Source organism: Herbaspirillum frisingense (genome assembly GCF_047325095.1).
GTDB classification, from domain to species: Bacteria; Pseudomonadota; Gammaproteobacteria; order Burkholderiales; family Burkholderiaceae_D; genus Herbaspirillum; species Herbaspirillum frisingense.
Genome location: NZ_CP168558.1, coordinates 2702987 through 2716154, shown reverse-complemented (window position 1 = coordinate 2716154; position 13168 = coordinate 2702987). Strand labels below are relative to the sequence as shown.

Below are 13168 nucleotides of genomic sequence, written 5' to 3'. Positions count from 1 at the left end.
TCCCGTCCTGACCCGCATCTCCACCTCCTCCTTCCCGTTTCCCATGACCACCACACAACGCCAGCCGCGCGACACCCGGCTTCCCGTGACGGTGCTTTCCGGCTTCCTCGGTGCCGGCAAGACCACCCTGCTCAACCACATCCTGAACAACCGCGAGGGGCGCCGCGTGGCGGTGATCGTCAACGACATGTCCGAGGTGAACATCGATGCGGCGCTGGTGCGCGACGGTGGTGCCGATCTCTCGCGCACCGAGGAAAAACTGGTCGAGATGAGCAATGGCTGCATCTGCTGCACCCTGCGCGAAGACCTGCTGATGGAAGTGCGCAAGCTGGCCCGGGAGCGCCGCTTCGACCAGCTGGTGATCGAATCGACCGGCATTTCCGAACCACTACCGGTGGCCGAGACCTTTACCTTCACCGATGAAGACGGCGCCTGCCTGTCCGACGTGGCACGCCTGGATACCATGGTCACGGTGGTGGATGCGTTCAATTTCCTCAAGGATTACAGCTCCCAGGACAGCCTGCAGGAACGCGGCGAATCGATGGGCGAGGAAGACAGCCGCACCGTGGTCGACCTGCTGATCGAGCAGATCGAATTCTGCGACGTGATCGTGCTCAACAAGCTGGACCTGGTCTCGGCGCCCGACCTGGAACGCCTGCACGCCATCCTGCAGCGCCTCAACCCGCGTGCCCGCATCGTCAGCGCCGAGTTCGGCAAGGTGGCGCTGGATCGCGTGCTCAACACGGGACTGTTCGATTTCGAACAGGCCAGCCAGGCGCCGGGCTGGTTGCAGGAATTGCGCGGCGAGCACGTCCCCGAGACCGAACAGTACGGAATCACCAGCTTCGCCTGGCGCGCGCGCCGACCGATGCATCCGCAGCGCTTCTTCGCCCTGGTCAATAGCGAGTGGCCGGGCGTGGTGCGCTCCAAGGGTTTCTTCTGGCTGGCCACGCGACCAGCCCATGCGGGCTCGTGGTCGCAGGCCGGGGCGGTATGCCGCCACGGACTGGCCGGCAAATGGTGGGCCGCAGTGCCCCGCGAAAAATGGCCGCAGGAACAGGAATCCATTGATTTCATCATGGAACAATGGGATGAGAACGTCGGCGACGCCCGCCAGGAACTGGTGCTGATCGGCATCGATCTCGACCAGGATGCCCTGCGCGCCAGGCTGGAAGCCTGCCTGCTGTCGGACGCCGAGATGGCCCAGGGGCCGCTGGGTTGGGCCCGCATGCCGGATCCTTTCCCGGTCTGGGAATGAGGAAGCCGATACCATGAGCCTCACCAGCACCCTGCCCGACGTCGCCCGCGAACAGCGCGCCACCATCGCCCTGCCGCTGGAATGGGTGGGCATGAGCGGCATCGCCCTGCCCCTGCATCTGCAGGAAGGGGCCGCCCCCATCCCCGCCAGCGCCGAAGTGGCGGTCGATCTGCCCGACCCGCAGGCCAAGGGCATCCACATGTCGCGCCTGTATCTGCTGCTGGAGCAATTCACCGCCCGCGCGGCACTCACGCCACCGGTGATCCACGCCCTGCTGCGCCAGATGCGCGAAAGCCACGCCGATTGCCACTCACGCGGGGCCGCCTTGCGCCTGGATTTTTCCCTGCTGCAGCAACGCCCGGCGCTGGTCACACCCGGTCTGACCGGCTGGAAGAGCTACCCCGTCAGCCTGGCCGCCGAACTGCATGACGAGCAGGTGCAACTGAGCCTGCGGGTGCGGGTGGCCTATTCCTCTACCTGCCCCTGTTCCGCCGCGCTGTCGCGCAAGGCCTTGCAGGATGCCTTCGCCAGTCACTTCGCCGCCAGCCCCGCCATCCCGCGCGAAGCCGCGCTGGACTGGCTGGCGCGGCATGCCAGCCTGGCCACGCCGCACAGCCAGCGCAGCGAGGCCGAACTGAGCATCAACGTCGCCCCCGACAGCGCCGAGTTGCCGCTACCGGCCCTGATCGATACCGCCGAAGCGGCACTGGGCACGGCCGTGCAGACGGCCGTGCGACGTGCCGATGAGCAAGCCTTTGCATTGGCCAACGGCGCCAACCTGATGTATGTGGAAGATGCGGCGCGGCGCCTGCGGCAGGCACTGGAAGCGGCCTTCGGCAACTGCGCGGTACGGGTCAGTCACTACGAAAGCCTGCATGCGCATGATGCGGTGGCCGCCACCGCCAGCCCCGGCTGGCGCGAGCAGATCCGATGATGATGGCCAGTGGCGGCCGCCCCCGGGCCGCCGCCTGGCACGATGAGCGAAAGCGGGGTATCGTTGCCGCTCCTGCGTAAAAGATTTCCATGATGTCCGACCACTTCCCTTCCTTCCTGCAACGTCACCAGTACGCCGCCCTCGAATCCGGTCCTCGCGTGCTGGTGCTGGGTGCCGTGCACGGCAACGAAACCTGCGGCACGCAGGCCATCGCCCGCCTGCGCGAGCAACTCGACAGCGGCCAGCTGCGTCTGCAACGCGGCCTGCTGACGCTGGTGCCGGTCACCAATCCGCTGGCCTACCAGAAGCACCAGCGCCAGGGCGAACGCAACCTCAACCGCAACCTGCGCCCGCATCCGGCCCCGGCCAACTTCGAGGACCGGCTCTGCAATGTGCTGTGTCCCTGGATCGATGAGCACGAGGTGCTGCTGGACCTGCACTCCTTCCACACCGGCGGCGTTCCCTTCGCCATGCTGGGTCCGCTGGACAATCAGGATGCAGTCGAGCCCTTCGCCCATGCGGCGGCCGAGCAGCGCATGGTGGCGCACCTGGGCTGCAAGCGGGTGGTCGAAGGATGGATGACGGCCTACGTGCGTGGCGTGGAACGCCGCCGCCAGCAAGGCCATGCGGTGTCGCCGGATCTGCTGGACCGGCAATACGGCGTGGGCACCACCGAATATGCGCGCAGTCACGGCCTGTACGGCGTCACGCTGGAATGCGGCCAGCATGATGATCCCCAGGCTCCCGAGGTCGCCTATCAGGCCATCCTGCAGACCCTGAGCTTGCACGGCATGATCGATCGCCCCCTGCAGCCGCCGGCGGACGACATCCAGATCATCCGCCTGGTCGATGTGATCGACATGGCCCATCCCGATGATCGCTTTATCCGCGAATGGGCCAGCTTCGACCGGCTGCGTGCCGGTGAAGTGATCGGCCATCGCCGCGACGGCCGCCCGGTCACCGCACCGGAAGACGGCTACATCGTCTTCCCCAACCCGCGCGCCCTGCCGGGCAACGAGTGGTTCTATCTGGGCGTGGACAGCCCGCGCAGCCTGTAAGGCTTCAGGCCGCGCAATCCAGCGCGTAGAAGCGGGTATCGACCACCATCACCGGGAAGGCCGGCGGCAGGTCGGCCTGCTCGATCTGGCGGAAGCCGTTCTTTTCATAGAAGCGATGCGCCGCCAGGAACTTGGCGGTGGTACCCAGGAAGATCTGGCGCACGCCCTGCTGCCTGGCCCAGTCCACCGCGCCCTGCAACAAGCGGGCGGCCGTGCCATGCTCCTTGCCGCGATGGGTGGCGGCCACGAACATCTTGCGCAGCGCCACCTGATCATTGCCGATGTCCAGCAGGGAGATGGTACCGACCACCTTGCCTGCCTCCAGCGCCACCCAGAAATTGCCCTTGCCCTTCTGGTAGAAGCCGGGGATGTCCTTCAGGTCGGGCTGGCCTTCCAGGTTAATGGGGATGCCGAACTCCTCTTGCTGGATCGGCAGGATGACGTCCACCACGCCACTGGCGTGGTCGGGCGAGAAAGCTTGAATCTGGATCATGGGGTGCAGACGAAAGAATGGATGAGGGGGATAGGCTTGCGGTGTAGAGCGGATCACGTGAGTTCGTGACCCGGCGTGAGCTCCCAGCAGCGCGGGCTGTGGGCGAAGCCGATATGGCCATAGTAGTCGGCGGCATCGGGCGCGGCCAGCAGGCGCAGGCGGCAACGCGGCCCCAGCAGGCTGCGGGCATGGCGGATCAATTCCTTGCCGATGCCCTGGCGCTGGTATTGCTCGTCCACGGCCAGCTCCGACAGGTAGCAGGCATAGGCGAAATCGGTCACGCCACGTGCCACGCCGACGATCAGTTCGCCATCCCAGGCGGTGGCGATCAGGTTGGCATGCTCGACCATGGCCTGCATGCAGTCACGGTCGTCGAGCGGGCGGCGGGGTCCCAGCGAAGTACGCGAGAGGATATCGATGAACTGATCCGCCGTGAGGCGGACGTCGGTACGGTAGACGATGGGCATGCGCGGACTCACTGACAGTCGAAGCCGCCCACGTTAACACAAAATGCCGGAAGGCACGCGGCACCCTGGCCTGCCCGGCGCTGCTTCAGTCCGGGCGCTGATAGACCTGCTGCGCCACCGGCTTGCCGGTGGCATCCACCCTGACCAGCACCATCTCGCCGGAGGCCACGCTGGCACCGGTCCAGCGGGCGATGTTCACGTCATGCGTGACCAGGATCAGCGCCCGCCCCTGCTTGGCCGGCAGAGCGCTGCGCAGGTAGGCCTGCAGACGTTCATTGGCGCTGTCGGCGCGGCCAGCCTGATCATTGAAGAACGAGGCCAGGCTATCTTCTACCAGCGGTGTCCCGAAGCCCAGCAGGCTGGCCGTCTCCCGGGTACGGCACCAGGGACTGGCCGCCACCACCGCGCTGCGCACGCCCTGCTCGCGCAGCCAGGCTCCGATCTTGCGTGCCTGCGCCCGTCCTTCTTCGTTGAGGTTGCGTTGCGTACTGCAGTCCTCCAGCGAGAATCCCGCCGGGTCGCCGATGCCGGGGGCACGGGCGTGCCGCATGATGAGCACCTGGTCAGCAGCGGCCAGGCGCTGGCCGAGGTCGTCAGCCCTTGCGGGCGTAGCAAAGGCAGCCAGGAAAAGAAAGCAGGCGAAGGAAGCGAGGAGGCCTCGGAACAGCAATCCGGTCATGGTCGAAGGTCTGGCGCACAAGTCTGTGGGCCTTCAGTCTAGTCCGGAATGCCGACGCCGCCGCCCGCGCGGGGAGCGCGTTTGCGGCGTCAAAAGCAGGTCATGGTGCAGAAAATCTCAGGCGTTCTTCCATTGCGGGCTACGCTTTTCGAGGAAGGCCTGGACGCCCTCGCGCTGGTCCTGGGTATCGAACAGATCGACGAAGAGTTCGCGCTCGGTCTGCAGGATGCTGCCCAGCGGATTATGGCGCGCCCCCTGGATCAGTTGCTTGCTGGCCGCCACCGAGGACGGGCTCTGCTTTTCCGCCTGCAGGGCCAGCGCCAGTGCGCGCTCGCGGGCCTGGCCCTTGGGTACCACTTCTTCCACCAGGCCAATACGCAGCGCGGTCTCCGCATTGACGCGCTCGCCGCACAGGATCATGCGCTTGGCCCAGCCCTCACCGACCAGCCAGGGCAGGTTCTGCGTGCCACCGGCACAGGGCAAGAGGCCCACTGCGGCCTCCGGCAAGGCCATCTGCGCCTGTTCCTCGGCAATGCGGATATCGCAGGCCAGTGCGCATTCCAGGCCGCCGCCCATGGCGTAGCCGTTGATGGCGGCAATCGAGACGCCACGGAAGGCGGACAAGGTCTCGAAGGCTTCGCCGAAGCGACGCGCCATCTCGCGCGCCATGGCCTTGTCACCATCGGCGAAGAGCTTCAGGTCGGCGCCGGCGGAAAAGAATTTCTCGCCCTCGCCGGTGACCACCAGGGTGTAGACGTTGCGGTCGGCATTGAGGTCCCGGACCAGTTGTGTCAGGTCGGCCAGGGCCTCGCGGGTCCAAGTGTTGGCGGGCGGATTGGACAGCGTCAGTACCGCGGTGTGGCCGGTGATGTCCAGTTTCAGGTTGGTGTAGGTGCGCATGCTCGTCCTTGTGTCGGGTCAGCGGATATCGTCCAGGTTGTCGCGTTCCAGCAGCTTGCGCGAAATGATGACCCGCATGATTTCATTGGTACCTTCCAGGATCTGGTGTACCCGGACGTCGCGGAAATAGCGCTCCAGCGGGTATTCGCGGATATAGCCATAGCCGCCATGCAATTGCAGGGCCTCGTTGCAGATGCGGAAACCGAGGTCGGTCGCCAGTCGCTTGGCCATGGCGCAATAGGTGGTGGCCTCGGGCGAACCGGCGTCCAGCTTGGTGGCCGCCAGGCGCACCATCTGGCGCGCCGCCACCAGTTCGGTCTGCATGTCGGCCAGCTTGAATTGCAGGGCCTGGAAATCGGCGATGGGGCGACCGAACTGCTTGCGTTCCTTCATGTAGGCATGGGCCGCATCCAGTGCGCCCTGGGCCGCGCCCACCGAGCAGGTGGCGATGTTGATGCGGCCACCGTCCAGCCCCTTCATGGCGAACACGAAGCCCTCGCCCTCCTCGCCCAGCAGGTGGTCCACCGGGACCTTGACGTTGTCGAAGCTGATGGTGCGGGTGGGCTGGCTGTTCCAGCCCATCTTGCTTTCCTTCTTGCCGTAGCTGATGCCGGGGGTATCACCCGGCACCACGATGGCCGACACCCCGCGTGCGCCGGGGCCGCCGGTGCGTGCCATCACCACCAGCAGGTCGGTACTGCCAGCCCCGGAGATGAAAGCTTTGGAACCATTGATGAGGTAGAAGTCGTCGACGCGGCGCGCGGTGGTCTTGAGCGAGGCCGCATCCGACCCGGAACCGGGCTCGGTCAGGCAATAGGAGCCGATCTTCTGACCGGCCGCCAGTTGCTCGCACCATTGCTCCTTCAGCGAAGCCTGGCCCCAGGTGGCCACCATCCAGCTGACCATGTTGTGGATGGTGAGATAGGCGGCGGTGGAGGTACAGGCCCGCGCCAGTTCCTCGAAGACCACGGTGGCATCCAGCCGGGTCAGGCCCAGGCCGCCATCGGCCTCGGGCGTATAGAGTCCGCAGAAACCCAGTTCGCCGGCCTTGGCGATCACGTCCAGCGGGAAATGGGCGTCCTCGTCCCACTTGGCCGCAAAGGGCGCCATCTCGCCGGCCGCAAAGTCGCGTGCGCTTTGCTGGAAGGCCAACTGGTCCTGATTGAGTTCAAAATCCATGCCTGTCTCCTGTTCGTTGTTTTTCCTGGCCGTGCGGGCGCAGGGCATGCCGCCAGTGGCAGTTAGCTTAATGGAAATCGTGCCGGGCAGTTGTCACCGGCGCGACAGTGCCGCCCTCCCCGGCTGCGACGCTCAGGCCGCCGCCTCCAGCGCGGCCTTGCCATCGTTGGCAAAGGCGGCCAGCAGGCTGGCCTGCCGCACCCGCATGGCTTCCACCGCCTTGAGCTTGACATGACCGAAGCCACGCACCTGCTCCGGCAGCTGCGCCAGCTCGATGGCCAGTGCCAGGTTATCAGCCGTCAGCTTCGGCAACAGGCCCAGCACCAGCGCACGATACTCGGCGATCAGGGCACGTTCCATGCGACGTTCCTCGGTGCGGCCGAACACATCCAGCATGCCGCCGCGCAGGCCCTTCATGCGTGCCAGCAACTTGAAGGCCTGCATCATCCAGCCGCCGTAGCGCGCCTTCTGCAGATGCCCCTGCCCGTCCTTGCGGGCCAGGATGGGCGGCGCCAGGTTGAAACTGAGCGTGAAGTCGCCCTCGAACTGCTGCGCCAATTCCTTCTGGAACTGGCCGTCGGTATAGAGCCGCGCCACCTCGTACTCGTCCTTGTAGGCCATCAGCCGGGACAGATTGCGGGCCACTGCCATACTCAGTTTTTCGCTGCCCAGCGGCGCCTCAGCCGCACGCACGGCTTCCACCACCTCGGCATACTGGCCGGCGTAGCGGGCGTCCTGGTAGTCGGTGAGCAGGGCCACGCGACGCTTGATCAACTGGTCCAGCGACTGCGGCATCTGCAGCACCACCGGCTGTGCCGGCACGGCAATGCGCTCCACCTTCAGCAAGTCGACTGCGGCCCGGCGGCCCCAGCGGAAGGCAGTCTGGTTGGCCTGCACGGCCACGCCATTGAGTTCGATGGCGCGCAGCAGCGAGGCTTCGCTCAGCGGCAGTTCGCCGCGTTGCCAGGCATAGCCCAGCATGAACAGGTTGGTGGCGATGGAGTCGCCCATGAGCGCCGTGGCCAGACGCGTGGCATCGATGAAATCGGCCTGCTGGCCGACCGACTCGACGATCAGGGCCTTGACCTCCTCGAAGGGGAACTGCCAGTCCGGGTTGCGGGCAAACTGCCCCGGCGGTTGCTGGTGCAGGTTGACCACCGCACGCGTGCGGCCCGGACGCATCTTGGAGATGGCGTCGAAGGCGCCGGCCGTCAGCATGTCGCAACCCAGTACCAGATCGGCTTCGCCAGTGGCGATACGCTGGGCGCGGATGGCATCGCGCCGCGCGGCAATACGCACGTGCGAGGTGACCGAGCCGTTCTTTTGCGACATGCCCGTCATGTCCAGCACCGAGGCGCCCTTGCCTTCCAGGTGCGCGGCCATGCCCATCAGGGCGCCGATGGTGATCACGCCGGTACCGCCAATGCCATTGATGAGGATGTTGAACGGCGTCTCGCAGGAAGGCAGGACCGGCTGCGGCAACTCGCCGAAATCGTCGGCCGGGTCCTTCTTCGTTACGCCGGTGCGTGACTTCTTGAGCTTGCCACCGGTGACCGTGACGAAGCTGGGGCAGAAGCCCTTCACGCAGGAGTAATCCTTGTTGCAGGACGACTGGTCGATGGCGCGCTTGCGCCCCAAGTCCGTTTCCAGCGGCAGCAGCGAGGTGCAATTGGATTGCACGCCGCAATCACCGCAGCCTTCGCAGACGGCGGAATTGATGAAGAGCCGTTCATTGGGATCGGGGTATTCGCCCTTCTTGCGGCGCCGACGTTTCTCTGCCGCGCAGGTCTGGTCATAGATGATCACGCTCACGCCGGCGATCTCGCGCAGCTCGCGCTGCACGGCATCCATCTCCTTGCGGTCATGCACGGTCACGGCGGCCGGCAGATTGGAACGGTCGGCATAGCGGCCGATGTCCTCGGACACCAGCGCGATGCGCTGCACGCCCTCGGCCGCCATCTGCTGCGCGATCATCGGCACCGATACCGTACCGTCGACCGGCTGGCCACCGGTCATGGCCACGGCATCGTTATAGAGGATCTTGTAGGTCATGTTGACCCGGGCCGCCACTGCAGCGCGAATGGCCAGGTAACCGGAATGGAAGTAGGTGCCATCGCCCAGGTTGGCAAACACGTGCGGCACCTTAGAGAACGGTGCCTGCCCGATCCACGGCGCGCCCTCGCCACCCATGTGCGTGGTCAGCTTGTTGAATTCGGGATAGATGGCCGTGGCCATCACGTGGCAACCGATGCCGGCCAGCGCGAAGCTGCCTTCCGGCACCCGGGTGGAGGTGTTGTGCGGACAGCCCGAGCAGTAGTAGGCCGGGCGCGGTGGCGTGTTGACCGCCTTGGACAGCACCGCATCCTTGGCATCAAGGAAGGCCAGGCGCGCCTTGATCAGATCGCTGGTATGGAAGCGCGCAATGCGCGCCGCGATCACGCGGGCGATCTGCGCCACCGAAAAATCGGCCTTGGAGGTCAGCAACCATTCGCCGCGCGGCGCGACCCACTCGCCCTTCTCGTCGAACTTGCCGATCACCCGTGGACGGACATCGTCGCGCCAGTTGTAGAGCTGTTCCTTCAACTGGTACTCGACCATCTGGCGCTTTTCTTCCACCACCAGGATTTCATCCAGCCCTTGCGCGAACTCGCGCACACCGTCCGGCTCCAGCGGCCAGGGCATGGAGACCTTGAACAGACGCAGGCCGATCTCGGCGGCGAAGGTTTCGTCGATGCCCAGTTCGGACAGCGCTTCCAGCACGTCCAGATAGGACTTGCCTGAGGCGATGATGCCCAGCCGCGCACGGGGGCTGTCGATCATCACGCGGTTGAGGCGGTTGGCGCGGGCGTAGGCCAGGGCGGCATAGATCTTGTAGTCCTGCATCAGCGCTTCCTGCTTGCGCGCCTGCACGCCCAGCGTATCGGTCGACAGGCGCGCATTGAGGCCGCCCTCGGGCATGACGAAATCGCCCGGCAGCCGGATCTGCACGCGGAAGGGATCGGCATCCACCGAGGCGCTCGATTCGACCGTATCGGCCAGGGCCTTGAAGCCCACCACGCAACCGGAATAGCGCGACATGGCCCAGCCATGCAGGCCCAGGTCCAGGTATTCCTGCACATTGCAGGGATAGAGCATCGGGATCATCGATGCCGAAAAGATGTGGTCGGACTGGTGCGGCAGCGTCGAGGAATAGGCGCCGTGGTCATCGCCAGCCACCAGCAGCACGCCGCCATGGGCGGAGGTACCGGCGTGGTTCATGTGCTTCAACACATCGCCGCAGCGGTCCACGCCCGGGCCCTTGCCGTACCACATGGCGTAGACGCCGTCATAGTCGGACGGGCCGATCAGCTTGACCTGTTGCGTGCCCCAGACGGCGGTGGCGGCCATGTCCTCATTCACGCCCGGCTGGAACTTGACGCGGTGCGCGGCCAGGTGCGGCTGGGCATGCCACAGGGCTTCGTCCAGCCCGCCCAGGGGCGAGCCGCGATAACCGGAAATGAAACCGGCGGTATTGAGCCCAGCGGCGCGGTCGCGGATCTGCTGCAGCAGCGGCAGGCGCACCAGGGCCTGGATGCCGGACAGGTAGATCGCGCCGGAGGTGGCAGTGTATTTGTCGTCCAGGCTGACCGGGGCCAGCGGGACATCATCGGTGGGGGTGGCAACAACGGTGTGCACGCCGTCTGTCGCGGGGTTGCCGGTTTTCCCTTGCGGGACCGGCGAGTGAGCGCTCACTTGGGTCGCAGCCTGTGCGCAGTCGCCAGTGCCTTCTACGGTCGGCACGGTCGCTGCGGCAGGCTCAGCTGCCGAACGGATCTGCATTGCTTGTCTCCAAAATTTTGATTCAGATAGCGTCTGCCATTACTGCGCCGGGTACGGTGCATCACTGCCAGACACTTCGACCGTGGTAGCGGTCAACACAACAATCTCCGTCTCGAAAACTGCTGTGACTGAAGTCTATCCGCAGGCCCGCAGGAAGCGGAAATACCGAATGAGGATAGGGGTATAAGGAAAAACGATACCCCTGGGGTGGGGTCGCAGGGTGCCTGCCTTCGTGCCTGCGCAGACCGGCCAGACACAGACCGGGGTGCAGGCATTTTTTTTGCTGCCGAATGGAAAGATGCGGCAAGACGCGTTATCCTTGCGCGCGAAAGCGCCCACCGGCGCGCACTGGAACGCTTCCTGCTTGCCGCACGGCAAGTGCGCTGCGATCAGCGCCCGCGAAAATTTCCCGACCACAAGATTGCATTGGACAGCCACGACTCGCCATGACCCAGCCCACACAAGAACAAATGGAACCCGATAGCACGGTCTACAAGACCCTGCTGGAATCGACCAAGGCGATTCCGTGGAAGATCGACTGGAGCAGCATGCAGTTCACCTACATCGGCCCGCAGATCGAACAGTTGCTGGGCTGGGCGCCGGAGAGCTGGAAGAGCGCCGACGACTGGGCCATGCGCATCCATGCCGAAGACCGCGAGGCGGTGGTCAACTTCTGCATCTCGCAATCCAAGGCCGGCGCCGATCACGAAGCCGATTACCGTGCCCTGACCCGCGATGGCGAACACATCTGGATCCGCGACGTGGTGCACGTGGTGCGCAATGAAGACGGCAGCCCCAATGCACTGATCGGCTTCATGTTCGACATCACCGAACGCAAGAAGACCGAGGCCCGCCTGATCGAACTGCAGAAGGAACTGGAGGCGCTGTCCTATCGCGACGGCCTGACCAATGTGGCCAACCGCCGCATGTTCGATTCGGCGCTGGAAGTGGAATGGGCCAATGCGGTGAGCTCACGCGCGCCGCTGTCGCTGATCATGCTCGACATCGATTACTTCAAGCAGTACAACGACCGCTACGGCCACATCCGCGGTGACGAATGCCTGAAGCAGGTGGCGCGCATCCTCAGCGAGACCGCCACCCGTAGTCGCGATTTCTTCGCCCGCTATGGCGGCGAGGAGTTCGTGCTGATCCTGCCCGAATGCGACGAAAAGGCCGCCCTGCAGGTGGCCCAGCGCTGCCGCAACCTGATCATCGATGCGGCCATCCCGCATGCCAGCTCGCAGGTCGCCGAGACCGTCACCATTTCCCAGGGCGTAGCCACCATCGTACCCTCGCCCATGGACCAGCGCATCGAGTTCCTGGAACTGGCCGACCGTCGCCTGTACCGCGCCAAACAGTTGGGCCGTAACTGTATCGCCGTCGACGAGTGAACTGTACCTGTCTCGTGGCTGGGGCCGTCGCTACAATCGGCGGCCTGACCACCCTGCCGCGAGACCTCCATGCCCGCCACCTACGCTTACCGACTGCTTAACGTCTTCGCCGAATCGACCTTCGGCGGCAATCCCCTGTGCGTGTTCGAAGATGCACGTGGTCTGGATGACGCCACCATGCTGGCGCTGGCACTGCAATTCAACCTTTCCGAAACCACTTTCATCCTGCCCTCGACGGTGGCCGATGCCCGCGTGCGCATCTTCACCACCGGCTACGAGATGCCCTTCGCCGGCCATCCCACCCTGGGGACGGCCCAGGTGGTGCGCGCGCTGCTCGGCAAGGGCGACGCCCTGACACTGGAATTCAAGGCCGGCGTGGTGCCGGTGCGCGCGCAAGGCGATGTCTGGACCTTTACCGCGCCCTGCCCCGGCGGGCCGAAGACGGCACCCTCCCCCCTGTCGCGCGCCGAGGTGGCCGCGCTGCTGGCACTGGACGAAAGCGACCTGGCCGGCGATCCGATCTGGGTCGATACCGGGGCCGACCAGTTCCTGATCCCGCTGGTCTCGCCCGAGGCGGTGCGCCGCGCCCAGCCCGACAGCGCGCAGCTGCAGCGCTGGCCGGTCAGCAGCCTGGGCCGCAAGACCGCCTATGTCTTTGCATTCAACGCGACACAGCCTGGCCAGGTGCTGGCGCGCTATTTCTTTACCAAGCAAGGGGGCGGCGTGGCCGAAGATCCGGGCACCGGTTCGGCCTGCGCCAACCTGGGTGGCTGGCTCAGCGCCACCGGCCATGTGCTTCCGGCGCACTTCGCCATCGACCAGGGCGCGGCAGTGGATCGTCCTTCGCGGCTGTACCTGGACGTTGCCGCCGATGGCGCGATCCAGGTCGGTGGCCGGGTCATCGAGATCGGACGGGGCACGGTCACCATCGATCCGGTCGGCCAGACCATGCTGGCCTGATCGCACGGGCAAGCCCGCAGCGCTCAGCAG

At 65.5% G+C, this 13168-nt stretch carries 11 protein-coding genes; 5 read left to right on the top strand and 6 right to left on the bottom strand.

Annotation, left to right across the window (positions count from 1 at the left end):
- The first annotated feature begins 43 nt into the window (after window positions 1-43).
- The 3 genes from zigA (at window position 44) to ACEOAC_RS12575 (ending at window position 3250) form a co-directional block, all read left to right on the top strand.
- Window positions 44-1258 carry a zinc metallochaperone GTPase ZigA gene (gene zigA, locus ACEOAC_RS12585; RefSeq protein WP_077238117.1) on the top strand — a complete coding sequence of 405 codons (1215 nt, stop codon included), beginning with the start codon at window positions 44-46 and terminating at the stop codon, window positions 1256-1258.
- Window positions 1259-1271: 13 nt separating this feature from the next.
- Window positions 1272-2192, top strand: coding sequence for a GTP cyclohydrolase FolE2 (folE2, locus tag ACEOAC_RS12580; protein WP_413628363.1), 921 nt, complete (start codon window positions 1272-1274; stop codon window positions 2190-2192).
- Between the two features lie 92 nt (window positions 2193-2284).
- Window positions 2285-3250, top strand: coding sequence for a succinylglutamate desuccinylase/aspartoacylase family protein (locus ACEOAC_RS12575; protein ID WP_413444769.1), 966 nt, complete (start codon window positions 2285-2287; stop codon window positions 3248-3250).
- 4 nt (window positions 3251-3254) lie between these two features.
- On the opposite strand, the gene ACEOAC_RS12570 is transcribed toward ACEOAC_RS12575, so the two are convergent.
- From ACEOAC_RS12570 to ACEOAC_RS12545, 6 genes are all read right to left on the bottom strand, one after another.
- Window positions 3255-3743, bottom strand: a complete 489-nt coding sequence (locus ACEOAC_RS12570) for a GNAT family N-acetyltransferase (RefSeq protein ID WP_413444763.1) — start codon at window positions 3741-3743, stop codon at window positions 3255-3257.
- A 53-nt stretch (window positions 3744-3796) separates the two neighbouring features.
- Complete coding sequence (locus tag ACEOAC_RS12565) at window positions 3797-4210, bottom strand: GNAT family N-acetyltransferase (RefSeq protein WP_413444764.1); 414 nt, start codon at window positions 4208-4210, stop codon at window positions 3797-3799.
- Window positions 4211-4295: 85 nt separating this feature from the next.
- Window positions 4296-4889 carry a histidine phosphatase family protein gene (locus tag ACEOAC_RS12560; protein ID WP_413444765.1) on the bottom strand — a complete coding sequence of 198 codons (594 nt, stop codon included), beginning with the start codon at window positions 4887-4889 and terminating at the stop codon, window positions 4296-4298.
- A 117-nt stretch (window positions 4890-5006) separates the two neighbouring features.
- Complete coding sequence (locus tag ACEOAC_RS12555; RefSeq protein ID WP_241811579.1) at window positions 5007-5789, bottom strand: enoyl-CoA hydratase; 783 nt, start codon at window positions 5787-5789, stop codon at window positions 5007-5009.
- A gap of 18 nt (window positions 5790-5807) precedes the next feature.
- Window positions 5808-6968, bottom strand: a complete 1161-nt coding sequence (locus tag ACEOAC_RS12550; protein WP_413444766.1) for an acyl-CoA dehydrogenase family protein — start codon at window positions 6966-6968, stop codon at window positions 5808-5810.
- Window positions 6969-7100: 132 nt separating this feature from the next.
- Window positions 7101-10643, bottom strand: a complete 3543-nt coding sequence (locus tag ACEOAC_RS12545; RefSeq protein ID WP_413444767.1) for an indolepyruvate ferredoxin oxidoreductase family protein — start codon at window positions 10641-10643, stop codon at window positions 7101-7103.
- A gap of 614 nt (window positions 10644-11257) precedes the next feature.
- Between ACEOAC_RS12545 and ACEOAC_RS12540 the strand changes: the two genes are divergently transcribed.
- The gene (locus ACEOAC_RS12540) at window positions 11258-12178 is read left to right on the top strand and encodes a GGDEF domain-containing protein (RefSeq protein ID WP_006463890.1); all 921 of its coding nucleotides are present in this window, start codon (window positions 11258-11260) and stop codon (window positions 12176-12178) included.
- A gap of 69 nt (window positions 12179-12247) precedes the next feature.
- Window positions 12248-13138, top strand: a complete 891-nt coding sequence (locus ACEOAC_RS12535) for a PhzF family phenazine biosynthesis protein (RefSeq protein ID WP_413628362.1) — start codon at window positions 12248-12250, stop codon at window positions 13136-13138.
- The last annotated feature ends 30 nt before the right edge of the window (window positions 13139-13168 follow it).

Bases quoted from the DNA above. Each gene is read 5' to 3' on its own strand.
- zigA (WP_077238117.1), top strand. From the start codon at position 44: ATGACCACCACACAACGCCAGCCGCGCGACACCCGGCTTCCCGTGACG.
- folE2 (WP_413628363.1), top strand. From the start codon at position 1,272: ATGAGCCTCACCAGCACCCTGCCCGACGTCGCCCGCGAACAGCGCGCC.
- ACEOAC_RS12575 (WP_413444769.1), top strand. From the start codon at position 2,285: ATGTCCGACCACTTCCCTTCCTTCCTGCAACGTCACCAGTACGCCGCC.
- ACEOAC_RS12570 (WP_413444763.1), bottom strand. From the start codon at position 3,743: ATGATCCAGATTCAAGCTTTCTCGCCCGACCACGCCAGTGGCGTGGTG.
- ACEOAC_RS12565 (WP_413444764.1), bottom strand. From the start codon at position 4,210: ATGCCCATCGTCTACCGTACCGACGTCCGCCTCACGGCGGATCAGTTC.
- ACEOAC_RS12560 (WP_413444765.1), bottom strand. From the start codon at position 4,889: ATGACCGGATTGCTGTTCCGAGGCCTCCTCGCTTCCTTCGCCTGCTTT.
- ACEOAC_RS12555 (WP_241811579.1), bottom strand. From the start codon at position 5,789: ATGCGCACCTACACCAACCTGAAACTGGACATCACCGGCCACACCGCG.
- ACEOAC_RS12550 (WP_413444766.1), bottom strand. From the start codon at position 6,968: ATGGATTTTGAACTCAATCAGGACCAGTTGGCCTTCCAGCAAAGCGCA.
- ACEOAC_RS12540 (WP_006463890.1), top strand. From the start codon at position 11,258: ATGGAACCCGATAGCACGGTCTACAAGACCCTGCTGGAATCGACCAAG.
- ACEOAC_RS12535 (WP_413628362.1), top strand. From the start codon at position 12,248: ATGCCCGCCACCTACGCTTACCGACTGCTTAACGTCTTCGCCGAATCG.